This is a genomic window from Hymenobacter mellowenesis, assembly GCF_030581005.1.
GTDB classification, from domain to species: Bacteria; Bacteroidota; Bacteroidia; order Cytophagales; family Hymenobacteraceae; genus Hymenobacter; species Hymenobacter mellowenesis.
The window spans coordinates 482615-507162 of sequence record NZ_JAUQSX010000002.1 but is presented as its reverse complement, the minus strand read 5'-3'; the positions used below and the strand labels follow the sequence as shown (position 1 = coordinate 507162).

The window sequence follows — 24548 nt, the reverse complement described above, 5'->3', positions numbered from 1 at the left end:
TTAGCGAATGGTTTCGCCGCTGCCGGCACCGCGCTCGGAGGCGTCCATTTTGCGCAGCGTGTACACGGCCCGCACCGAATCGATGCCCGGCAGACCATTGGCTTGAAAATCAAGAAGCGAGCCTTTTTTCTGGGGGCCTTTGATGAAGTGGCGGTATTCCTCGGCCGACTCGCGCACCACATACAGAAAGCCCGACGACGGCACCTTGAGGCGCGAATAGAAGCAGCGGCCGTCGCCAGCGGGGCGGCGGGTGTCTTCGGCCACGGCGCTGGTCCCCAGCAGGCGGTACTTGTTCACGTCGCTGCCAGGCAGGGCCAGGTTGCCGAGGCCATCCACAAACACCTCACGGCGGCTCATGAGGTGTTCCAGGTCCAGGGTTTTGAGCAGGCCCAGGTTTTCTTCGGCCATGATGAGCTGTTGCACCGATTTGCCGGGCGCAGGCTCTTCGTAGTACACCAGCACGGGCTTTTTGATTTTGACTTTGCTGACCACCATGGGCAGGGGCGCGTCCTCATCGGCACGGCCTGCCTGAATGGGCGAATACACAGGCGGCGGCTTCGGGGCGCCTCTGGAGCCGGGCGCCTGCTTGCTTTTGCCTTTGGGGACAGGCTTGCGGGTGCCCGGGCGGGACTGAGCAGCGGCGTCCAGGCCAGCAGTTGCCACGAGCAAGGCAACGAGCAGTAGGTGCTTTTTCATTTTCTACGGAAAAGCCAAAAGTAACAACAGCAATTCGTTCTGCAACGCGCCTACATCAACGGCTTCCCCAACGAAGTACCATAATTAGTCACTGCGCTATCTGTGCGGTGTGCCCGGGTGCGGCATTCACCGATAGCGAGCCCGGCACGGGTAAGGTACTTGGGGCCAACAGCGTCGGCACAATCCGTTTCGGCGCCGGAACCAACCGCCCACCGGGCAGTGTACTTGCCCCGGGCCGGGCCGGGTTTGGGCTTGTTGGTTTTTGGCCGGTTGATTTCCGCAGTTCAACGAGAAAATCGTGCGAAACAGATAAAAAATCCGCTCGAAAAAATCTCTTTTCAAACCTTTGTGCAATCGTTTGCAGATGACTACCTTAGCAGAATATTTGGCAGGTAGCTCCACTTTCACATTTATCATCAGCAAACTGCTCGCAGTCAGATATTTATCCAGCAAAACGCGTCGTGCTGCTGTAAATTAGCAATAGTGGCTTTGTCTACTGAATTCGGGGTTAACTTCCCCACCAAAACCCGTCATACATAGGCGCTAATGCCCTTCTACCGGTAACTTGCGTCTTTTTAGCAGTTCTCCCTAAAAACTACCACCGTTTTCATTTACACTCCTCTACACCATTTTCCCACCAACAACCGTTTCCCATGAAACACCCTTATCTAGCGAAACTATTGTTTCTGCTACTGTTCGCCGCCTTCGGATTTCCTTCGGGAGCCCAGGCCCAAACCGGCTCGGTCAGCGGCCGGGTTACCGATAGCAAAAACGAAGGCATTCCCGGCGCCACGGTCCTCATCGATGGCACCACGCTTGGAGGCTCTTCCAATGTCGACGGCACCTACAGCATTCAGAGCGTACCGGCCGGGCCGCACACCCTGGTTATCTCGTTTGTGGGCTACAACTCGGTACGCCGCCCCATCACGGTAACCGCCGGCCAGAATACCGAAGTCTCGGCAGGCCTCACCGAAAACGCTACGCAACTATCCGAAGCTGTGGTTGTTGGCTACGGCACGCAGCGTCGGCAGGACGTAACCGGGGCCGTGGCCACGGTCGACTCCAAGCAGTTTGTGCAAGGCCAGGTGACCAACCCCGAGCAGCTCATTCAGGGCAAAGTGGCGGGCGTGAGCATCACTTCAACCGGCGGCGCGCCGGGCACGGGCACCACCATCCGCATCCGCGGCAACTCGTCGCTCAACGCCAACAGCGACCCGCTGTATGTAATTGATGGGGTGCCCGTAGACAAAGGCGGCATTAACGGCGCCTCGAACCCGCTTTCGCTGATTAACCCCAGCGACATCGAAACCTTCACAGTGCTGAAAGACGCCTCGGCCACGGCCATCTACGGCAACCGCGCTTCGGGCGGCGTTATCCTCATCACTACCAAAAAAGGCTTGCAGGGCGAGAAGCTGCGCGTGGAGCTGAACTCCCAGTTGGGCGTTTCCACGGTAGCCCGGCGCTACGAAACCTTGTCGGCCGACGAGTTCCGCAGCTTGATTCGGGCCAACGGTTCGCCCTCGCAGATTGCGACCCTGGGCACGGCCAACACAAACTGGCAGAACGAAATCTTCCGCACCGCCGGCATCTACGACAACACAGTGAGCCTGATTGGCTCGGTGGCCAAAGTGCCGTTCCGAGTGTCGTATGGCAACCTATACCAGGAGGGCATCGTCATCACCAACAAGTTGAAGCGTAACTCGGGCTCGGTGAGCCTGAGCCCCACCATCCTCGACAACCACCTGCGCATTGACATCAACGCCAAGGGCTCGATTGTGGACAACCGCTTCGTGGACTACGGCAACGTGGCCAACGCCGCCTTGTACGACCCCACTCAGCCGGTTACCTCGAACGAGGCGCGCTACGCCCGCTACGGCGGTTACTACCAGTTCACCAACTCGGTGGGCCAGCCGCTGGGCAACGCTTCGGGCAACCCGGTGGCCGCGCTCAACAACACAAGCGACGTGAGCACGGTGAAACGCCTCATCGGCAACGTGCAGTTCGACTACAAAGTCCACGGCATTGAAGGCCTGCGCGCCAACCTTAACCTGGGCCTCGACCTGGCTCGTGGCCGCGGCGACAAAACCATTGCTGCCACCGATTTTGGCACCTTCAACACGGCCTCGGCCGACCCCGGCCGGAACGGCTCCTACTACCAGTACGCGCAGAATAAAGACATGAAGCTGCTGGAGGCTTACTTAGCATACGGCAAGCAGGTGGGCGGCACTAAGCTCGACATTCAGCTGGGCCACGCCTATCAGTCGTTTGTGGACGAAGGCCCCAACTACCTGACTTACCGCTTGAACCGCGACACGCTGGTGAACCGCGGCGACCGGCTGACGCTGGCCGGCTTCTACAACAAGTATGTATTGATTTCCTACTTTGGCCGGGCCACGGCTAACATCAAGGACAAGTACCTGATTACGGCCACCGTCCGCAACGACCAGACTTCGCGCTTTGCTAAAGGCTACCGCAGTGGTTGGTTCCCGGCCCTGGGCCTGGCCTGGCGTATCAAAAACGAGGACTTCCTGAAGGACAACACTACCCTCTCGGAGTTGAAGCTGCGCGCTGGCTACGGCCGCACGGGTCAGCAGGACATTGGTGGCGCCTACGACACGCAGCCGCGCTACGTGGTGAGCGGCTCGACCACCACCTACCCGCTGGGTGGCGGTGCCGGCACCGTAGTGCCCACTTACAGCCCCCAAGGCTACAACGCCCTGCTGACCTGGGAAACCACCAACACCTACAACGCTGGTCTGGACCTGGGCTTCTTCGACAACCGTCTCACGGCTACGGTTGACGTGTACCAGCGTACCGCCAGCGACTTGCTGGCCTTGGTAAACCAGTCGGCCGGTTCCAACCTCACCAACCAGCTGAATGCCAACATCGGCTCGCTGCGTAACCGCGGCATTGAAGTAGGCCTGAACTACGGCGTGCTCCGCAGCGAAAACCTGACCTGGGACGTGAACCTGAACGGCGCCTACAATGTTAACAAAATCACCGACTTGGGCACGCAGCAGGAAGGCTTCAAAGGCTACAAAGTAGGTGGCATTGGCGGCGGCACCGGCAACACCATTCAAATTCAGTCCGTGGGTTATCCCATCAGTTCGTTCTTTGCTGCCCAGCAGGTGTACGGCGCCGATGGTCGCCCCGTGGAAGGGCTGTACGTGGACAAGGACGGCAATGGCGTTATCAACGACAACGACTACATCTTCTACAAGCAGCCCGCCCCGCTCGTGACGCTGGGTTTGAGCTCGAACGTGGTGTACAAGAAGCTGGTGTTTGCTTTCACACTGCGCAGCAACTTGGGCAACTACAACTATAACGTGAACGCTGCCAACCTCGGTACCTATGCCAACGCCCAGGGTTCGACCCTGTTTGTGAATAACCTGAATCCCGACGTGCGCAACACGGGCTTCACCCGCCAGCAGGTGTTCTCGGACTACTACATCCAAAACGCTTCGTTCCTGCGCTGCGAAAACATTTCGCTGGGCTACAACGTGGGCAAGGTGCTCGGCGCTTCGTCGCTGCGCATCACGGCCAACGTGCAGAATGCCTTCCTCGTGACCAAGTACAAAGGCGTTGACCCTGAAGTATTCAGCGGCATCGACAACAACTTCTACCCCCGTGCCCGTACCTATACGCTGGGCCTGGCTCTCGGCTTTTAATTCCCACCAACCATGAAGAAATCTTTATACCGGGGGCTAACGGCTCTCACGCTGAGCACAGCCTTAGTCGGCCTCAGCACGTCTTGCACCAAAGACCTGGACCAGACGCCTAAGTACGAGTTGACGCCGGACAAGGTGTATACCGGCCTGGCCGGCTACAAGCAGGTGCTGGCCAAGCTCTACGGCGGCTTTGCGCTGACCGGCCCGTCGGGCCCCGGCTCGGGCGACATCGTGGGCATCGACGCCGGCACCTCGGACTACATCCGCCAGTGGTGGAGCGCCCAAGAGTTGACCACCGACGAGGCCGTCATTGCCTGGAACGACCCGGGCGTGCAGGAGTGGCACCGCATGAACTGGGACGCCAGCGACCCACTGACGCGCGGCTTCTACAGCCGCCTCTACTACGAGATTGCCATCTGCAACGAGTTTCTGCGCGAAGCCACCGACGACAAGCTCAGCAGCCGTCTGGGCAGCGGCGAAGTGGCCCAAGGCAAGCTGTTTCGGGCCGAAGCACGCTTCCTGCGCGCCGTGGCTTACTCGCACGTTATCGACTTGTTCGGCAACGGGCCCTTTGTGACGGAGAAGGACGCGGTGGGCGGTAGCTTGCCGCCTTATAATACTCGCCAGCAACTTTACAACTTCGTGGAAAGCGAACTGCTGGCTGTGGCCGGTGATTTGGCTCCCGCCCGCACCAACGAGTACGGCCGCGTGGACCAAGCTGCCGCGCACGGCATGCTGGCCAAGCTGTACCTGAACGCCGGCGTATACACCGGCACGGCACAGTATGCGAAAGCTGCAACGGAGGCCAAACTAGCCATTGACGGCTACTCGACCGGCGGCACCCCTTACCTCAATACCACGGCCAGCACGGCTGCTTCGGCTTACGGACGCGTGTTCCTGGCCGACAACAACGTGGCTCCAGCGAAAGATGAAATCATCTGGCCCGTTATTTTCGACGTGAACAACGTGCAGAGCTACGGCGGCACCACCTTCCTGGTCAACGGCGCCACTAGCGGCGCCGATGCCGCCTGGCAGCGCCTCGTAGGCCAGTCGACGGGCTGGGGCGGCCTGCGCACCACCAGTGCTCTGTTTGACAAGTTTTTCCTGGCCGGTGGCGATACCCTCCGCGACCGTCGGGGCCGCTTCTACACCCGCGGCCAGACGCTGGCCATCAACGACCTGAGCCAGTTTACGCAAGGCTTGGGCGTAGTGAAATTCCGCAACGTGACCTCGGCCGGTACCGGCGTGGGTGCCCCGCTGAACTTCTCCAGCGTGGACTTCCCCATGCTGCGCGTGGCCGACATGATGCTCATCTACGCCGAAGCCGCTGCCCGCGGCAACGCCGACCGCGCCACCGCGTTGGGCTATGTGAACCGGATTCGTCGCCGCGCCTTCGGGTTCCCGGTGGGCACGACCAGTTCGGCCGACATCACCGACACCCAGATGACGGCCGACTTTATCCTCGACGAGCGTGCCCGTGAGATGCACTGGGAAGGCACCCGCCGCAGCGACCTTATCCGTTACGGCAAGTTCACCGAGAATACCTACCTGTGGCCCTGGAAAGGCGGCGTAGCTGCCGGCCAGGCTGTGGATGCTAAATACAAGCTGTTCCCGATTCCGGCGTCGGACCTGACCGCCAACCCCAACCTGCGGCAGAACCCTGGCTACTAGTGTGCTGAAAGGGCTGGGCCGGTAATCACCGGTTCAGCCCTCTGACGTTTTTACCTTATGCGAGCAGGGCCCGGCACCGGGTTAAATTTTGATTCTAAATCGGACACTTTTACGAAATCCAAAGTGTTGCGGCGAAGAGTATATCAGGACCTGCATCCACCAATTCAATCAAAAATCCCATCATGAAAAATTGGCTTACCCAAGTCGCCGCTACCGTTTTTGCGGTAGCAACCCTGGCCTCCTGCGAGAAGGACGAAACCAAGGTGACCGTCACTCCTTCGGCCACTCCCACGCTGACGTCCTCCAGCAACACGGTTGTGCTGACCCAGGCTAACAGCTCCCAAAACGCCATTACCTACACCTGGACGCCCGTGCAGCTTTCGCTGAGCGGCACGTCTTACACCAAGACTCCGGCGGTAACCTACCAGTTGCAACTGTCGAAAACGGCGGATGGCTTCGGCTACCCGGCCATCATCGACGGCGGCAGCGGCACGACCAAGACCGTAACGGTGGGCGACCTGAACACGGCCCTGACCACCCTTGGTGTAACGGCGGGCACCGCAACGCCTGTGTACGCCCGCGTGGCGGCCGTGGCAGGCACCGACGCGCACACGTTCGTTTCGAACGCAGTTGCGCTGACGGCTACTTCTTATACAGTGTGCCTACCCCCGGCTGGCTCTAACACTTGGTCCATCATTGGCACGGCGGGCGTGGACTGGAACACCGACATTCCTCTGACCTACAATTGCACCACCAACACGTTTGACGTGACGCGCACGATGAATGCCGGCGAATTCAAGTTCCGCGCTAACAATGCCTGGACGCTGAACTACGGCAGCAGTTCCAACACGGGCGGCGCCATCGTGGCCAACGGCAGCAACATCGCCGTGGCTACCGCTGGTGTGAAAACCATCAAGCTGAACCTGAACACGATGACGTATTCCATCCAATAGGTGAAATAAATCAATTCATTCAGACCACAAAAAAGCCCTGCCGCACGCCGACAGGGCTTTTTTGTGGCCGGTTAGTAGTTCAGTCACTACTTTCGTAGCCACTCCCAACCCAAACCGTTTTCTATGATTCTCATTGCCGATGGCGGCTCCACCAAGTGCAGCTGGTGCCAGCTCGACGACGCCAATAACCGCGTTTACTTCAACACCGAAGGGTACAACCCCGATTTTATTGACACGGCCGGCATTGTGGCTTCGCTGGAGAAGAACCTGCCCGACACGCTGCCCCGCGAAAAAGTGAGCGACGTGTATTTCTACGGCGCGGGGGTGTCGTCGGCCCAGAAGGCGGAGGTGATTGCCGCGGCCCTGCGCCAACTGTTTCCCAACACCAAGGCCCACGTGACGGAGGACCTGCTGGCCGCTGCCCGCGCGCTGCTGGGGCGCAAGCCGGGCTTTGCCGCCATTCTGGGCACGGGTACTAACTCCTGCCTCTACGACGGCGATAAAATCACCTACAACGTCGATTCGCTGGGATATTTCCTGGGCGATGAGGGCTCGGGTTCTTTCTTCGGCAAGCGGCTGCTGCGCGACTACCTGCGCGGCCTGCTGCCCGACGGCCTGCAAGAGGCGTTGAAGGAAGAATACCACCTCGGCACGCGCAACGAAATTCTCGACCGCCTCTACAACCAGCCGCTGCCCAACCGCTTCCTGGCTAGCTTCGCCAAGTTTGCCTACGACCACAACAACGTGCCCTACTGCCGCGAAATCGTGCACGAAGGCTTCGAGGCGTTCTTCCAGAACCTGGTGCTGCACTATCCGCGCTACCAGGAATACACTTTCAACTGCATCGGCTCGGTGGGCTACAACTTCCGCGATGTGCTGACGCAGGTGGCCAAAAACCACGGCATGGAAGTGGGCAAAATCATTCGCTCCCCCATCGATGATTTGGTGAGCTACCACGAGGAAAACCGATAATTACCGGTTGCTGGCAGCGTCACTGAAAACGCCTGTCAACATTAGCTCAATAAAAAAGGCCGCTTCTTTGCAGAAGCGGCCTTTTTTATTGGATTCTAACTCAGCTAGTGCTGCACTACCAACCGGATGGTTTGGGTGAGCTGAGCGGTTTGCAGACGCACGAGGTACACGCCCGCGGCCAGCCCATCGACGGGCAAGCTCACGCTGTGCGGGCCGGCCGACTGCGGCGCGGCCGAAGCCAATGTGCGAACGGTGGCGCCCAGCACGTTTTGCACGGTGAGGGTGACGGCGGCCGGCGTGGGCAGCTCGTAATTCACGAGCGTGGTGCTGGTGGTGGGGTTGGGCGCGGCCGTGAGCTGCAGGGCCGTGGTGGCCTGGGCGCGGGTGGCCAGCAACGTAGCCCGACGGATACGGCGTGAGGTGTACACGGCATAGGCGCCGGGCTGCAGGGTCAGCTGCGCGTTCACATTGCTCACGGTGATGCTGTCGCCGGTGAGGTAGTTGTACCACTTGCCGGTGTTCTGGAAAGCGGGGTCCACGGTAGTCGACACCACGTCAAAGTTGCCAACGATGGTTACTTTGGTGTTGGCGTCGCTCAGGTGAATGGTTTTGCCGGCACCAGCCAGCGACTGCGTGTAGCTGGTAGGATTCTCGAACACCGGCTCCTTTTTCTTGAGGTTGATGAGGGCGCGCTGCACCTCAAAGAGCTGGCGGCGGTTGGCGTTCTGGTAGTAGGGCCACACGTCGGGCTTGGCGCTCAGCTTGCACTGGTCGTTCGGGTAAGGCGTGGGCACGGTGCCGTTCGAGCACATGAAGATGGACTTGTCGTACCCAATTTCGCCGAACTGCCACACCATTTTGGGGCCGGGCACGGTGAAGAAGAAGGCCGACGCCAGCTCGATGCGGGCCAGGGCGGTATTGAGGTCGCGGGTGGTGTAGGAGCCGGAAGAGTTGCCGAACGTGAGGTTCTTGTACATCAGGCGCTCCTCGTCGTGGCTTTCCATGTAGGTAATCAGGTTGGGGCTGTTCCAGCCGCGGCCGCCCTGGGCGGTGCTGCCGTAGTAGCCGTAGCTGAAGTTGGAGCCGGGCAGGTAGCCCATGGTGGCCTCGTTGTAGTTGTAGTTGGCATTGCCCCACAGCATGAAGCCGCTGTTGCTCAGAGCCAGGCCCTCGCTGTTCTCCGGAAAGTGCTCCAGGATGGGGTACATCGTGGCATCGACGCCAATCATGTGCTGGTAGTAATCCAGCCAGATGTTGATGCGCGACTGGTCGTAGTTGCCGTAGGTGTTGGTGGTGCTGGCGCGCTGTGTGAAGCCGCCGGCCAGGTCGAAGCGGTAGCCGTCTACCTTGTACTCCTGCAGCCAGAAGGTCATCACCTGCTTCGAGAAGTACTTGGTGAAGGCGCTCTCGTGGTTCAGGTCATTGTATACGCTATAGGGGTGCGGGGCCGTCTGGTTGAACCAGGGGTTGCTGGCCGAAGGGTTGCCGTTGGCGTCGGCGTACAGCTGCACCATGGGGCTTTGGCCGGTGGAGTGGTTCAGCACCACGTCCAGAATCACGGCGATGCCGCGGCGGTGGCACTCGTCGATGAGCTGCTTGAGGGCCGTTTTGGTGCCGTAGTATTTGTCGGGCGCGAAGTAGAAATCGGGGCTGTAGCCCCAGTTGTCGTTGCCATCAAACTCGTTGATGGGCATCAATTCGATGGCATTAATGCCAAGGCGGGAGATGTACGTCAGCGTGTCGCGCAGGCGCTGGAAGTCGTGGCTGGTGGAGAGGAAATCGCGCAGGTGCAGCTCGTAAATCACCAAATCGGCGCGGCTGGGGCGCTGGAAGGTAGGCGTGCCCCACACGTAAGGCGTCTGGTTGGTTTGCAGCACCGACACGATGCCCGTGGTCGAGCCCGTGGGGTAGGCCTTCAGGTTGGGGTAAGTAGCGGCCGGGATGAACCGGTCGTCGTTCGGGTCGAGGATTTTCTCGCAGTACGGGTCGGCCACGCGCAGCGCACCGTCCACCAGGTACTGGTAGGCGTACTCGCGGCCGGGCGTCAGGCCGTTGATTTGCACCCACCAGCGGTTGCCGTCGGGCGTCTTATTCATGTAGGCCGAATTGAGCGTCTGCCAGTTGTTGAATTCGCCGATGGCGTAGGCAAACTGCTTGTTGGGCGCGGTCAGGTTCAAAATCACCGACGTGCCACCGTTCAGATAGGTAATGCCGTCCTTGGCGCCGGCCGGCAGGGCCGCCACCGTCACCGTGGGCCGCACCACGAAAATGATGGAGTCAACCGCCGTTGAGGTCCCGCTGGTGGCCGTGAAACGCACTACATTGCGGCCCGTCTGGGCGATGGTCACGTTGCTGGTGAGGGTAGTAGCGCCGGCCTGCGTGGCCACTTGCGTACCGTTGAGGCTGAACGCCAGGTTGGCCGAAGCCGAGGCCACACCCGTTACACTCACCTGGGTATTCTGACTCACAAACAGCGGGTTGCCGCTGGCGCCGGGCGCTGGGCTGGTGATGCGCGCCGACAGCGCCGCTTGAGCGGCATCCACGAAAATGTCGCCGCCGCCCGAGGCGCGGCCCACGATGGAGCCGTCGGCATTCTTGAAAATCATGCCCAGTCGCAGCAGCGTTTCGGCCGCCGGAATGGGATAGTAAGTCCGGGGCGTGATGGTGATGCGGTAGAGGTTGGGGTTGGTGGCGTCGCGCGTCATCAGGGCCGTGGGGTCGGCCGCGCCGAAGCTGGGGCTGTGCACGTTGCGCCAGTTGGTGTTGCTGGAGCTAAGGTTGGTGACGGTGCCGGTCCAGATGTAGACGTTGCCGGTGAAGTTGTTCAGCGCGGCGTTGCCCTGCGAGGCATCGAAGGTGATGGTGACCGGCGTGGTGTCGGTAAAAAACACCGGCGAGGTGGTGACCACCTGGGCCTGCGCCGTCCAGGCCAGCAGGCTCAGCAGCAGCGCAGTAATTCGGGTAAATGTTTTCATTGGGGGAATTTTTGGTGGGATGATTAGAAGCCTGATGAGTGTCTATGCAATCGATGGCGGAGCAGTTGTGCAATCGATAGCGCAAGATACAACCTAGCCGCCGAGTGAGCGCGGCGGCCGGCCTACCTTTGCGAGCAACTTTGGGCCCTTATGACGCTAATTTCTCGACTTTTTGTTCCGTTGCGGCCGAGGATTCTAGTAAGCTTGCTGGCTTTGTTCGCTTATCCACAGCTTGGTGCCACGCAAACCCCGGTTATCCAGCCCGATACAATTGCTTCTCGTGAAGTGCTAGCCGGCCTTTCGGGGAAAGACCCCGCGAGCGAGTTGGACGCTGATATGCGTCAGCGCAAGAACCGCTTGCGGTTGGTGGTGGGCGGCTCGGCCCTGAGCTACGGCGTGCTCTACACCGGACTCACTACCTCCTGGTACACCGGCGAGCGGGTGCCGCTGCACTGGTTCAACGACCTGCCTGAGTGGCAGCAACTGGATAAATGCGGGCACTTTTGGGGGGCGTTTCAGGAAAGCCGGGGCGCCGTAGATATGCTGCGCTGGGCCGGCCTGAGCGAGAAAAAAGCCATTTGGTACGGCTCCTTTGTGGGCTTCGTGGTGCAGAGCCCCATCGAAATTCTCGATGGCTTCGACCCGGCCTACGGTGCCTCGGCCACCGATTTGGCGGCCAACTTCCTGGGCTCATCGGCGCTACTGGCCCAGCAGCTGGCTTGGCACGACATCCGCATCATGCCCAAATGGTCGTTTCACCTCACCAGCTACGCCAAGCAACGTCCCAACGTGCTGGGCAAAACCGTGGTGGAGCGCTGGCTGAAAGATTACAACGGCCAGACCTACTGGCTCTGCACCGACGTGGGCGCCTTCCTCCGGCCCGGCAACCGCTGGCCGCGCTGGCTGCAGCCTGCCCTGGGCTACGGCGGCCAGGACATGGTGTACAACGACGACGGCACCAACGCCGCGGCCGGCCTGCGCCCCTACCGCCAGTTCTACCTGTCGGTCGACATCGACCTGCGCCGCATCCCCACCCGCAGCCCACTGCTCAAAAAGGTGTTTTACACGCTCAGCATTTTTCACCTGCCGGCCCCGGCGCTGGAATACAACCCGCGCAACGGTTTTGGTTTCCACGGGCTCTACATGTAGCGATATGTAGCGCGAACTTTTGGTTTGCGTCCCCGCGCCACATGCCGGTCCGGAACGCGAACTGCAAGTTTGCGCTACGGCCCGCCTACCGGGCTTACTTTTGACGAATCCGTCCGGTCACGGCCGCAGTCTCGTATTTCCCTGAGAACCGCGCTGCCCGGCGCAAACCCGTAGCATTATGAACGTAGGAGACAGAGTCCGGCTATTGACCGGCACCGAAGAAGGCATCGTCACCCGCCTGCTCGACAGCGAGCTGGTGGAAGTGGCCATCGACAATGATTTTACCATTCCCGTGCTGCGGCGCGAGGTGGTGGTAGTGGCTCAGGAAGAAGGCAAGAACTTCGACCGCGCCGCCCCCGATTTGGGCCCCGGCCAAGCGCCCGGCCGCAACGCCAACGCCAGCAAGAAAGACAATACCAAGCGCCCCTCGGCCACGCCCGCCGCACCCAAGCCGGTGCAGCCCTCGCTGCAGGAAGCCTTGGCCGCCGTGGCCTCCAGCGGCAAGGGCGTGGCCAAGCCGGCCGGCAGTAGCGGGCCCAGCGCGGCCGGTGCCAAGCAGCCCGCCGCCGCTAAAGGTCTGTTTCTGGCCCTGGTGCACCAGTCGCCCGAGCTGCTGGGCGTCACGCTCATCAACAACACCGAGGCCGACGTGCTGTTTACCTATGGCGAGGAAACCAGCGCCCGCCCCTACCGTGCCCTGGCCGCCGACAAGCTCGGCCCCAAAGCCAGCACCAAGCCCCTCTCCTTCCTGCACCTCAAGGACTTCGAAACCTGGCCGGCCGTGGTGTTTCAGCTGCTGCCTACCAAGCTCAACGGCGACGCGGCTTATGAGCTGCTTAACAAGCGCCAGGCGTTCAAAGCCAGCACGTTCTACGGCAGTCAGAAGCCTGCTCCGGTGATTGGCAAAGACGCCTACCTCTTCCAGTTGGATGAGAAAGCTGCCGCTGCCATCGCCCCCGAAAAACTGGCCGCTGAAGCCCTCACGCCGGCTCCTGCCGCTCCCGCCAAGCCCGTCGGCGTGGATGCCGCCGCCCTCAAGGCCCAGCTTTCGGGCGATGCGCCGGCCAAGCCGGCGGCTGTGGTAGCGGCCGCCACGCCGGCCCCGGCCGCGCCCGTGGTGGCCCCGCCGCACGAGGTCGATTTGCACCTCGAAGCGCTGCGGCCGGATAACAAGGAAGAGCTGAGCAACACGGCCATTCTGCGCCTGCAGCTCGATGCGTTTGAGGATACGCTGAGCCGCGCCCTGGCCACCAACATGCACGAAATTGTGTTCATTCACGGCATGGGCAACGGGGTGCTGCGCAAGGAAATTCACCGCCAGCTGAGCCGCAACAAGGACATCAAGTTTTTCGAGGATGCCCGCAAGGAAAAGTTCGGCTTCGGGGCTACGCTGGTGCGGCTGAAGTAGCAGCTTAGGGTATCCGAGGGGTTAAGAAGCGTTTGTCATCCTGAGCGCAGCGAAGGACCTTATCACGTAGGAACAGTTTGTTCTGGAATGATAAGGTCCTTCGCTGCGCTCAGGATGACAAACGCTTTTTTAATTCAGACAACCCACCGCCGGCTCGAAAAACAACATGTTCATGTCATACCGCCGTATGGTTTTGACGCGGACCTTTGCCCCATGCAATTCCCCCTCGCCCTGGCCATCATCGAAGACCAGGCTGCCATCCGCGAAACGCTGCACGAGTACCTGTGCGCCCAGCCCGAGTTCCGCTGCGTGCTCATTTCCGAATCGGTGGAGGCGTTTCTGTGGGATTTGCCCGCCGCCCCCGCGCCGCCCCAGCTCATTCTGTCCGACATTGGCCTGCCCGGCCTCACCGGCATCGAAGGCATCCCCCTTATACAGGCGCAGCTGCCTGATGCGCAGGTGCTCATGCTGAGCGTGTACGCCGATGCCGAGCGGGTGTTTGAGGCGCTGCGGGCCGGCGCGGTGGGCTACCTGCTCAAGAACACGCCGCTGGCCCAGCTCAAGGAGCACCTGCTGCAGGTGGCGGCCGGTGGCTCGCCCATGAGCCCGGGCGTGGCCCGCTTCGTGGTGCAGGCGTTTCTGGGGCAGTCGCCGCAGCCCGCGCCGGCCGGCATTCCGCTCGCCAACCTGCTGCCCGAAGAGCCCCTCACGGCGCGGGAGTTGGAAATTGTGCGCGGCATCGAAGACGGGCTCAGCTACAAGCTCATCGCCGAGCGCCACTACATCAGCCTCGACACCGTGCGCAGCCACATCCGCAACGTGTACCGCAAGCTCCAGGTCAACTCCAAAGCCGAGCTGATGGCCCAGACGCTGAAGCGCCAGCGCGGCTAGGCACCCGCCCAAAACCACACGTTCATGCGATACCGCCGCGAGGCCGGGGCCGGGACCTTTGTGCGAATTATCCTCGTCCGTCTTATTGTCCGGGGGCCGCACGGCCCCGCGCTTTACACCGGGGGCCGGCGCGCCCCTTTTCCGTATGATGCACTTCTTCGCTTTGGCCGCCCGCGCGGCCCGCTTGCTGCGCCTGGCAGCCCCCGTTGTTTTACTGCTGGCGATGGTGCTGGCGGGCGCGGCCCGCGCCCAGGCCCCCGCCTGGGCCGGGGCCACCAGCGGCAGCCCCGCCCCCACCAACGGCACCAGCGTGGTGACGGCCACGGCCGTGAACGCCGCCGGCGAGGTGCTGGTGGCCGGCTACTTTACCGGCACGGTGGCCTTTGGCAGCATCACCCTCAGCAGCGCGGGCTCCGAAGACCTGTTTGTGGCCAAGTACCGGCCCGCCAGCGGCACCTGGGCCTGGGCCTACCGGGGCGGGGGCAGCAGCGACGACCGCGCCCAGGGCCTGGCCGTGAGCGGCAGCGCCGTGTACGTGACGGGCTACCTCACCAACAACTTCGCCGATGCTAGCGGCGTGACGCTGGCTGACAACCGCCCCGCCGCCACCGCCGCCGCCACCGTGCGGGGCACCAGCACCACCAGCAGCAACGACCTGCTGCTGGCCCGCTACAACGACAACACCATCGATGCCAGCCTGGCCTGGACGCAGGTGGGCGGCGGCACCGGCAGCGACCAGGGCGCGGGCGTGGCCGTGAGCGGCAACAGCGTGTACGTGACGGGCTACCTCACCAACAACTTCACCGACGGCAACACCGGGCGCCTGGGCAGCGACGGCACGGCCACCACCATCACCGGCCTGACTACCGTGCGCGGCGCCAGCTCAACCAGTAGCCAGGACGTGCTGCTGGCCCGCTACACCGACAACACCACCGCCGGCAGCCTGGCCTGGGTGCAGGTGGGCGGCGGCAGAGGCACCGACCAGGGCGCGGGCGTGGCCGTGAGCGGCAGCGCCGTGTACGTGACGGGCTACCTCACCAACAACTTCGCCGACGTCAACATCGGGCGCCTGGGCAGCAACGGCACGGCCACCAGCACCACCGGCCTCACCCAGGTGCGCGGCACCAGCACCACCAGCAGCAACGACCTGCTGCTGGCCCGCTACAACGACAACACCACCGCCGGCAGCCTGGCCTGGGTGCAGGTGGGCGGCGGCAGCGGCACCGACCAGGGCGCGGGCGTGGCCGTGAGCGGCAACACGGTGTACGTGGCGGGCTACCTCACCAACACCTTCAACGACGGCAATGCCGTGCGCCTGGGCAGCAGCGGCACGGCCGCCAACGGCACCGGCCTGACTACCGTGCGCGGCACCAGCACCACCAGCAGCAACGACGTGCTGCTGGCCCGCTACACCGATAATACCACCGCCGCCGCCTACAACTGGGCGCAGGTGGGCGGCGGCAGCGGCACCGACCAGGGCACGGGCGTGGCCGTCGGCAACGGGGCCGTGTATGTGACCGGCTACCTGGCCAACGACCTGGCTGACAACAACGCCGTGCGCCTGGGCAGCAACGGCTCGGCCACCACCGCCACCGGCCTCACCCAGGTGCGCGGCACCAGCACCAGCAGCAGCAACGACGTGCTGCTGGCCAAGTACACCGACCCCGGCGCCAGCGGCGGCACCTTTGGCTGGGCGCAGGTGGGCGGCGGCACCGGCACCGACCAGGGCGCGGGCGTGGCCGTGAGCGGCGCGGCCGTGTACGTGGGCGGCTACGTGGGCAGCAGCCCCAGCGCCAGCTTTGGGGCGGCCACCAACTCGCCGCTGCTGGGCACCGTGGGCAACCGGGCCGTGCTGGCCACGGCCACCGATGCCGGCACCACCGGCAGCTGGGCCCGGGTAGATGCCACCCTCAACGGCGGCACCAGCGTGGTGACGGCCACGGCCGCCAATGCCGCCGGCGAGGTGCTGGTGGCCGGCTACTTCACCGGGCAGGTGGCCTTTGGCAGCATCACCCTCAGCAGCGCGGGCAGCCAAGACCTGTTTGTGGCCAAGTACCAGCCTGCCAGCGGCACCTGGGCCTGGGCCTACCGGGGCGGGGGCACCGAAGACGACCGCGCCCAGGGCCTGGCCGTGAGCGGCAGCGCCGTGTACGTGACGGGCTATATTATCAACACCTTCGCCGACGCCAGCGGCGTGACGCTGGCCGACAACCGCCCCGCCACCGCCGCCGCCGCCGCCGTGCGCGGCACCAGCCCCACCAACAGCCAGGACCTGCTGCTGGCCCGCTACACCGACAGCGGCCCCAGTGCCGCCCTGGCCTGGACGCAGGTGGGCGGCGGCACCGGCAGCGACCAGGGCGCGGGCGTGGCCGTGAGCGGCAGCAGCGTGTACGTGACGGGCGCTATCGCCAACGACTTCGACGACAACTACACCGTGCGCCTGGGCAGCGACGGCACGGCCACCACCACCGCCGGCCTGACTACCGTGCGCGGTGCCAGCGCTTATGTCAGCCAGGACATACTGCTGGCCAAGTACACCGACAACACCACTAGCGCCACCTACAACTGGGCGCAGGTGGGCGGCGGCACCCTCTCCGAGCAGGGCAATGCCGTAGCCGTGAGCGGCAGCGCCGTGTACGTGACCGGCTACATCTACAACAACTCCATCGACGACGCCGCCGTGTGCCTGGGCAGCGACGGCACGGCCACCAGCACCACCGGCCTGACTACCGTGCGCGGCATCGGCGGCGACGACAGCAACGACCTGCTGCTGGCCCGCTACACCGACGCCGGCCCCAGCGCCAGCCTGGCCTGGGTGCAGGTGGGCGGCGGCGACGACACCGACCAGGGCCTGGGCGTGGCCGTGAGCGGCACGGCCGTGTACGTGACGGGCGCTATCGCCAACGGCTTTGCCGACGAAAACGCCGTGCGCCTGGGCCGCAACGGCGCGGCCACTTTTGCCACCGGCCTTACCCGGGTGCGCGGCACCAGCATTAGTGTCGGCACCGACGTGCTGCTGGCCCGCTACACCGACAACACCACCAGCGCCAGCCTGGCCTGGGTGCAGGTGGGCGGCAGCGTCGGCACCGACCAGGGCCAGGCCGTGGCCGTGCGCGGCACGGCCGTGTACGTCACCGGCTACCTCACCAACGACCTGAGCGATGCCAGCACCGTGCGCTTTGGCAGCGACGGCTCGGCCCGCGACGGTACCGGCCTGACGGCCGTGCCCGGCGCCAGCGCGGCCACCAGCCAGGACGTGCTGCTGGCCAAGTACACCGACAACACCACCAGCGCCACCTACAACTGGGCGCAGGTGGGCGGCGGCACCAGCGGCGACCAGGGCCTAAGCGTGGCCGTGAGCGGCCAACAGGTGTACGTGGGGGGCTCCGTGGTGCCGGCCGCCACCTTCGGCCCCACTACCCTCGCCCAGCCGGCGGGCAGCCAGACCCTGGTGCTGGCTCGCCTCACCGAACCCGCCCCCGCGCCCCTGCCCGTCGAGCTAACGCAGTTCACCGCCACGCCCGCCGGGCCGGCCGCCGTGCGTCTGGCCTGGGCCACGGCCACCGAAAAGAACAGCGCCCGCTTCGAGGTGGAGCGCAGCCTCGACGGCCGCGCGTTCGCCCGCATCGGCACGGTGGCCGCCGCCGGCAACAGCAGCAGCGCCCGCGCCTACGAGCTGCTCGATGCCAAGCTGCCCGCCGACGCGGCCACGCTCTACTACCGCTTGCGGCAGGTGGACGCGGACGGCAGCTTCAGCTACTCGCCCGTGCGCACGGTGGGCCTGACGGGAGCGGCTGCCGGGCTGAGCCTATACCCCAACCCCGCCCACGGCGGCGCGGCCACCCTCACGGGCGCGGCGCCCGGCGCGGCAGTGACGGTGGTTGACGCGCTGGGCCGCCCCGTGACGACGGCCACGGCCGATGCTTCGGGCACGGCCAGGCTGGCCCTGCCGGCCGGGCTGCCGGCGGGCGTGTACGTGGTGCGGGCGGGCCCCAAGGCCGTCCGCCTCACGGTGGAGTAACCAGCCGCTGGGGTCATCAGGGCCGCCCAAGCCGCCGTCGCCGTCCCGGGCGGCGGCGGTTTTTGTTTGGGGGCCGGGGCTGAAATATGACATGTTTATGTCATACCGCCGCGTTGGGCTGGGCCGGACCTTTGTGCTTTCGTTCGGCCCGCGCCCGATGCGCGCGACCGACTGGCTGGGTTTCTTTTTTTGCGTGCTTGTGCTTAACCGTTCTTATCTCCGCGTGCTGCCGCTGCTGGTGCTGTTGCTGCTAGGCAGCTGGGCCGGCCGGCGGCCGGGCGATGGCGGCAGCGCGGCCCCGGGCGGCCCGGTGCCGCCGCGCCCGGCTGTGGCCGCGGCCGTTGATATACTCCCCACCGCCGGCCTGCCCCTGGCACCAGCCCACCGGATGCGCTGGGCCGGCGCTTCCGGCCGGCCGGCGGTGCTGGCCCGGCCCGGCGGGCTGCCGCCGGGCGCGGCGGTGGTTTGCGCCGGCCTGCGTGCCAGGCGCGGGGCAGCAGAGTAACGGGGTACAACAGTAGTCTGTCCTTGGTTGGATGTTGTGATGGACCCGGTAAAAAGCTCTCAGTCGTTGGCTGGGGGCCTTTTTGTGTGCAACGGTTTCCTTGCATCCGGCAAGGGTGCTCCGGCTTGTAGCGAGGAAGCCCCGGTTTCAAACCGGGAGGTCCCGGTTTGCGGCGAGGGGGGCCCGGTTGCGGGCGAGGGGGTCCCGGTTGCGGGCGAGGGCCTCCCGATTAGAAGCGAGGGGACCCCGGTTGTGGGCGAGGGAGCCCCGGTTGCGGGCGAGGGACTCCGGGCTGAAAGCGGGGAGCATACTGTTGACTGGGAAGCGCTGGTGATGACCGAATGCAAAGGCAGGAACGGGCACAAACCCGCCCGGTGCCCATACCCTCGGGCCGGCTGAGCCCGGGGCGGGACCATACCAGGTAAAAATACGGAGTCCTTAAGAATCAGGTATTTCTACGTGTAATGCAGTGCTGTATACTCGGCTACTTTTGGCGCAGCCTTCGGGCAAAAATCTTTTTCTTTCATTTTTTATGCCTGCCCCATGACCAATGATTGGTACCCCCGCCGCGAAGCCGAGCTTCGGCTGTTTCTCCAAAACTTTGTCGACAACATTGCCGACGCCACGACGCTGATGAAGCTGCCCGCCAGCACCTTCAAGGAAGCCGCCGACGCGGCCCAGGCCGAGCTGGATTTGTTTGGCACCCGCGATGCCGCCCAGAAGGCCCTTGACACCGCTCAGCGCAACCTGGTGGAGCAAGAAGCCCTGACCGCGACGGCCGTGCGGGCCGGCGTGAAGCAAATCAAGAACACGATGAATGTACCGGCCGAGGTGCTCGACCTGCTGGAGCTGAACACCACGGCCGGCAAGCCTGCCGAGCGCGTGGCCGCCGAGGCCCCCGTGCTCAAGGTGAAGATGGACGGCATTCACCCCAGCATTGGCTGCCTGAAGCGCAGCTTCGATGCCGTACAAATCTGGTGCTGCCGTACCGGCGAGAAAGCGTTTACCCTACTGGCCACCGTCACGCACCTGCCCTACTTCGACAACCGCCCCAACGTAGACCCCGCCGTGGCCGAGCAGCGCGACTACTACGCCTACTACCTGAAGAAAAACGAGGTGGCCAGCGCCCAGGGCGCCACCTACACCCTGCTGGTGCCCGGCGGCAGCCACGCCTAGGCCGGGCGGGCAAGCCGCTTGGCCGGGCAAAAGCCGTCGCTCGTCCGTATCATTGCCCAAAATACGCCTGCGCAACGGCTGCGCGGGCGTATTTTTGCGTTTATTGGGGAGGGCACGCGGCCCCGTCGCCCATTTGTATCCCCCTGTGTCTGCCTTGGCTATTCGTGCGTTGCTGTTGGTGCTGGGGCTGTTGGCGGGCGGGGCCGGGTGCGCCGCCACCGCCCCGCCCGCCGATTCTACCCGCTGGATTGACGCCGACGATACGCCCTGGCTGCGCGAAATCCGCCGCCTGCCCGCCGCCCACGAGCGCCCCCTGGCCTACTGGCAGGCCCAAGCTCCCGCCCACCCCCGTCCCACGCTCCCCAATGCGGTGCTGCTCGACCGGCTGGCCGAAGCCACCGCCGTGCGCGATGTGGCCGCCGCCTACCCCCTGCACCAGGCGGCGCTGCGCCTGGCCCGGCAGTTGCCCTACCCGCAGGTGCGGGCCGAGATGCTGCTGGCCCTGGCCGACTACCACACCCAGCTGGCCCACTACGACTCGGCGGCTTTCTACCTGCCGGCCGCCGAAAAACAATTCCGCCTCGACCACAACCTGGGCGGCGTGGTGCGCTGCCTGGGCCGGCTGGGCCGCATTGCCGAGCAGCAGGGCCGCTACGCCGCCAGCGTGGCCTACCACCAGCGCGTGCTGGACCTGGCCACCACCGGCAACACCCGTCGCTTCCACACCGATGCCCAGATTGACCTGGGCACCCTCCATGCCCGCGTAAACGATTACGCCACCGCCCGCCACTACTTGCTGGAAGCCCGGCAGGTGGCCGCCGTTAAAGACTACCCCGACCGCATGAACCGGGCCCTGGGCGAGCTGGGCGAAATCTACCGCCAGCAGCACCAATGGGCCGCCGCCCGCCAGTACCTGACCCGCAGCGTGGCCATCAGCCGCCAGATTAAAGAAACGCCCTACGCCCTGGCCAAGCAGCTCAGCCTGGCCCTGTTGCGCGAAGGCCAGGGCCAGTACCCCGCCGCCGCCGCCGAGGGCCGCCAGGTGCTGGCCGAGCTGCAAACAGCCCAGCTGCCACTGCAGGTGCCCCTGGCCCAGGCGCTGCTGGCCCGCCTGGCGCTGCGGGCCGGGCAGGTGGGCCCGGCCATTGCCTACGGCCGCCAGAGCCTGGCCGGCAGCCGGCAGGCCCGCCTGCTGGCCGGCGTGGCCGAAGCCAGCGCCGTGCTGGCCGAGGCCTACGACCGCCAGCGCGCCTACGGCCCGGCCCTAGCCGCCCTGCGCCAATACAATACCGCCCACGACAGCCTGACCGGTGACAACACCCATCGCCGCGCCGCGCTGCTGCAATACGGTCAGGAGCGCCAGCAGCAGGTGGCCCAGATTCGGCTGCTCACCCAGCAAACCCTCGTGCAGGACCAGCGCCGCGAACTGGAGCAGGTACGGGCCCAGCGCACGCTCATGGGACTGGGCGGGCTGGCGCTGCTGGCCGGCGGGCTGGGCGGGGGGCTTTTTTGGCGCTACCGGCGGCGGGCCGCTCGGCGCCAGGCCGCCCAGGACGCGGCCCTGCGCCAGCGCCTGGCCGCCGACCTGCACGACGACGTGGGCTCGCTGCTCACCCAAATCAGCCTCCAATCCGACCTGCTGCGCGAAACCCCCGCCCCCCCCGAAGCTACCCTGGCCCGCCTCAACCGTCTGAGCGACACCAGCCGCCGCGCCGCCCGCCAGATGGCCGACGTGGTCTGGGGCCTGCACACCTCCTCGGCCGAGTTGCCCGAGGTGCTGGCCCACATGCGCGACCACGCCCACGAGGTGCTGACTGCCCAGGGCCTGGCCGTCGATTTTGCCGTGAGCGAGGAAGCCAGCGTACTCAACCCCGGCGTGGCCGTGTGCCAGACGCTCTACCTCATCTTCAAAGAAGCCCTGCACAACGTGGTGAAGCACGCCCGGGGCGCCACGCAAGTGACGGTTTGCGTGAGTAGCACGGGCAACCAGCTCTGCCTGCGCGTGCGTGACGACGCCCCCGGCCCCGCGCCCACCGTCCGCCCGGGCGGCCACGGCTTGGCCAACATGCGCCGCCGCGCCGAGGCCGCGGGCGGCAGCCTGCATTTCGTGGCCGAAGCCAACGGGTTTGGCGTGGTGGTCTGCATGCCGGCATAAGCGCAGTCCCCTTCCCTACGGCATCGTTGGGCTGCTTTACCGGACTCCTTTGGCTGGGCAGGGGCGGCTATTGGCGGGGTAAAACTTGCCGCTCGCCTGGGTTTTGTCCCCGGTATTCCTTTTCATGGAATCTGCCCGGTCTGCTTGTTCGTTAATCAAGGTTGTTTGGCCGGAACCCTCCACCTTGGGTTCGCCCCAACCGGCGACGGAGAGTTCCTCGCTTATCATTGCGGCCCCTCCGCGTATTTATGGTATCTGTTCTACCCAGCCGTCTGCCCCGCTTTGGTTCGTTTGCTGTCCTAGGGTGTCGGGCCGCCGGCTTTGGCCTGCTTCTACTGAGTTTGCTGCTGGGCGGAACGGCCCGGGCCCAGGGCCCCCCGCTGCCGCTCAAGCGTCTGGCCGTGGTGCGCGACAGCCTGGGCCGCCTGTTGGCCCACGACACCCGCCCCGACACCCAGCGCGTGAGCCGCCTCAACACCCTGGCCTTTGCCCTACGCGTGAACGCGGCCGACACCTCGCTGCTGCTCACCCGGCAGGCGCTGCGGCTGGCCCGGCAGCTGCGCTTTGAGCGCGGGCTGCTGGAGGCGCTGTTCAATCTGAGCTACTACCAGCGCGCGCATAGCCAGTACGATTCGGCCATTTACTACGCCCGCCTGGCGCTGCCCCTGGCCGCCCGCACCGGCAACCGCTACACTCAGACGCGGGTGTACTACAACCTGGCCCGTATTTACCAGGAACAGGGCAACTACGCCGCCGCCCTTGGCCCCAGCCTGGATGGCCTGGCCCTGGCCCGCACCATGGGCAACCCGCGGGTGCTGCTGTTTCAGCTGGTACTGGCGGCCCGCATCGAGCTGGCCCTGGGCGAGTACGCCACCGCCCGCGCTTACGTGGACGAGGCCCGCCCGCTGGCCCCCGCCGCCCACGACCTGGTTTCGACCGGCTACCTGCACCAGGTGGCCGGCGACCTCAGCCGCCAGCAGCAACAGTGGCGCGCCGCCCGCGACCACTATGGCCAGGCCCTGGCCGGCTACGCGGTGGTATTCAATAAGCCCGGCCTGTTGGACATGCAGCTTAGCATGGCCGAGATGACCGAATTCTTGGGCGAGTACCTGGCCGTCCGCCAGGCCGGCCAGGCCTTGTTGCGTCAGGCCCACGCCGCCGGCCGGCCCGAGCAGGAGGCGCGGGCTGCCCTGCTATTGGCCCGCGCCTGGCTGCCCGCCCGCGCCGACAGCGCCTGTGCCTACGCGGCCCGTGCCCTGGCCGTGGCCCGGCCCAGCCACCTGCGCCCGCAGGCCCGCGACGCGGCCCAGGTGCTGGCCCAGGCCCACGACCGCCTGGGCCAGGGCCACGCCGCCTACCAGTACCAGGCCCTGGCTGGCGCCTACGCCGACAGCATCGGGGGCGAAGACAACCGCCGCCGGCTGGCCGCCGTGCAGGCCCGCGCCGCCCGCTCGCGCACCCAGATGGAGCTGAACGTGGTGCGCCAGCGCGAGCGCCTGCTCCGCCAGCAGCAGGAGTTGGAACGGCTGCAAACCCAGCGCCAGCTGGCTGGTATTGGCGCGCTGGTGCTGGCGGTGCTGCTGGGGGCCGGCGGGCTGTTTTGGCGCTACCGCCGCCGCACGGCCCGCCGCCACGCCGCCCACGACGCGGCCCTGCGCACCCAGCTGGCCGCCGACCTGCACGACGACGTGGGGGCGCTGCTCACCCAAATTAGTCTGCAATCCGACCTGTTGCGCGAAGCCCCCGCCCCGCCCGAAGCCACCCTGGCCCGCCTCAACCGTCTGAGCGACACCAGCCGCCGCGCCGCCCGCCAGATGGCCGACGTCGTCTGGGGACTGCACCAGTCCTCGGCCGAGTTGCCCGAGGTGCTGGCCCACATGCGCGACCACGCCCACGAAGTCCTCGCCGCCGCCCACCTCGCCGTCGACTTTGCCGTGAGCCCCGCCGCCGCCGCTCTGCACCCCGGCGTTGCCGTGTGCCAGAGCCTCTACCTCATCTACAAAGAAGCCCTGCACAACGTGGTGAAGCACGCCGAGGGCGCCACCCGCGTCACGGTCCGCCTTTCCGAGCAGGCCGGCCAGCTCTGCCTGAGCGTGCGCGACGACGCCCCCGGCCCCGCCGCCACCGCCCGCCCCGGCGGCCACGGCCTGGCCAACATGCGCCAGCGCGCCGAGGCCGTGGGCGGGGCCTTGCACTTCGTGGCGGAAGCCTCTGGGTTTGGTGTGGTGGCGTGCCTGCCGGGGTAGGCGGGCAGTGTTGGCAGGTTTGAGCCGCCGAACATTCGGGACGTCATGCCGAGCGCAGCCGA

General features: G+C 65.1%; 14 protein-coding genes. 12 read left to right on the top strand and 2 right to left on the bottom strand.

The genetic code is table 11. The annotated features are described in order from the left end of the window. On the bottom strand, positions 1 to 696 hold the full coding sequence (locus Q5H92_RS06130) for a hypothetical protein (RefSeq protein ID WP_305010615.1): 696 nt from the start codon (positions 694 to 696) through the stop codon (positions 1 to 3). Between the two features lie 653 nt (positions 697 to 1349). On the opposite strand from Q5H92_RS06130, the gene Q5H92_RS06125 reads away from it, so the two are divergent. The 4 genes from Q5H92_RS06125 (at position 1350) to Q5H92_RS06110 (ending at position 7960) form a co-directional block, all read left to right on the top strand. Beyond that, entirely contained in the window at positions 1350 to 4364 is a 3015-nt protein-coding gene (locus tag Q5H92_RS06125) for a SusC/RagA family TonB-linked outer membrane protein (protein WP_305010614.1), read from the top strand. Positions 4365 to 4376: 12 nt separating this feature from the next. Next, positions 4377 to 6035, top strand: coding sequence for a RagB/SusD family nutrient uptake outer membrane protein (locus Q5H92_RS06120; protein ID WP_305010613.1), 1659 nt, complete (start codon positions 4377 to 4379; stop codon positions 6033 to 6035). Between the two features lie 182 nt (positions 6036 to 6217). Next, positions 6218 to 6988 carry a SusE domain-containing protein gene (locus Q5H92_RS06115; RefSeq protein ID WP_305010612.1) on the top strand — a complete coding sequence of 257 codons (771 nt, stop codon included), beginning with the start codon at positions 6218 to 6220 and terminating at the stop codon, positions 6986 to 6988. Between the two features lie 123 nt (positions 6989 to 7111). Next, positions 7112 to 7960 (top strand): N-acetylglucosamine kinase, encoded by an 849-nt coding sequence (locus Q5H92_RS06110; RefSeq protein WP_305010611.1) that lies wholly within the window; start codon positions 7112 to 7114, stop codon positions 7958 to 7960. A 104-nt stretch (positions 7961 to 8064) separates the two neighbouring features. Here Q5H92_RS06110 and Q5H92_RS06105 read toward each other — a convergent pair whose 3' ends face one another. Then, a complete protein-coding gene (locus Q5H92_RS06105; protein WP_305010610.1) occupies positions 8065 to 10935 on the bottom strand; it encodes an alpha-amylase family glycosyl hydrolase in 2871 nt (956 codons plus the stop codon). A 204-nt stretch (positions 10936 to 11139) separates the two neighbouring features. Between Q5H92_RS06105 and Q5H92_RS06100 the strand changes: the two genes are divergently transcribed. From Q5H92_RS06100 to Q5H92_RS06065, 8 genes are all read left to right on the top strand, one after another. Next, the gene (locus Q5H92_RS06100; protein WP_305010609.1) at positions 11140 to 12084 is read left to right on the top strand and encodes a DUF2279 domain-containing protein; all 945 of its coding nucleotides are present in this window, start codon (positions 11140 to 11142) and stop codon (positions 12082 to 12084) included. Between the two features lie 178 nt (positions 12085 to 12262). Further along, positions 12263 to 13492: a Smr/MutS family protein gene (locus tag Q5H92_RS06095; protein ID WP_305010608.1), complete on the top strand. Its 1230-nt coding sequence runs from the start codon at positions 12263 to 12265 to the stop codon at positions 13490 to 13492. 213 nt (positions 13493 to 13705) lie between these two features. After that, positions 13706 to 14383 carry a response regulator gene (locus tag Q5H92_RS06090; RefSeq protein WP_305010607.1) on the top strand — a complete coding sequence of 226 codons (678 nt, stop codon included), beginning with the start codon at positions 13706 to 13708 and terminating at the stop codon, positions 14381 to 14383. A gap of 145 nt (positions 14384 to 14528) precedes the next feature. After that, a complete protein-coding gene (locus Q5H92_RS06085; RefSeq protein WP_305010606.1) occupies positions 14529 to 18404 on the top strand; it encodes a beta strand repeat-containing protein in 3876 nt (1291 codons plus the stop codon). Positions 18405 to 18603: 199 nt separating this feature from the next. Continuing rightward, positions 18604 to 18909 (top strand): hypothetical protein, encoded by a 306-nt coding sequence (locus Q5H92_RS06080; protein WP_305010605.1) that lies wholly within the window; start codon positions 18604 to 18606, stop codon positions 18907 to 18909. A gap of 543 nt (positions 18910 to 19452) precedes the next feature. Then, positions 19453 to 20085, top strand: a complete 633-nt coding sequence (locus tag Q5H92_RS06075) for a hypothetical protein (protein ID WP_305010604.1) — start codon at positions 19453 to 19455, stop codon at positions 20083 to 20085. A gap of 145 nt (positions 20086 to 20230) precedes the next feature. Beyond that, the gene (locus Q5H92_RS06070) at positions 20231 to 22240 is read left to right on the top strand and encodes a tetratricopeptide repeat protein (RefSeq protein ID WP_305010602.1); all 2010 of its coding nucleotides are present in this window, start codon (positions 20231 to 20233) and stop codon (positions 22238 to 22240) included. Positions 22241 to 22488: 248 nt separating this feature from the next. Continuing rightward, a complete protein-coding gene (locus tag Q5H92_RS06065; protein ID WP_305010601.1) occupies positions 22489 to 24486 on the top strand; it encodes a histidine kinase in 1998 nt (665 codons plus the stop codon). Positions 24487 to 24548 lie beyond the last annotated feature (62 nt).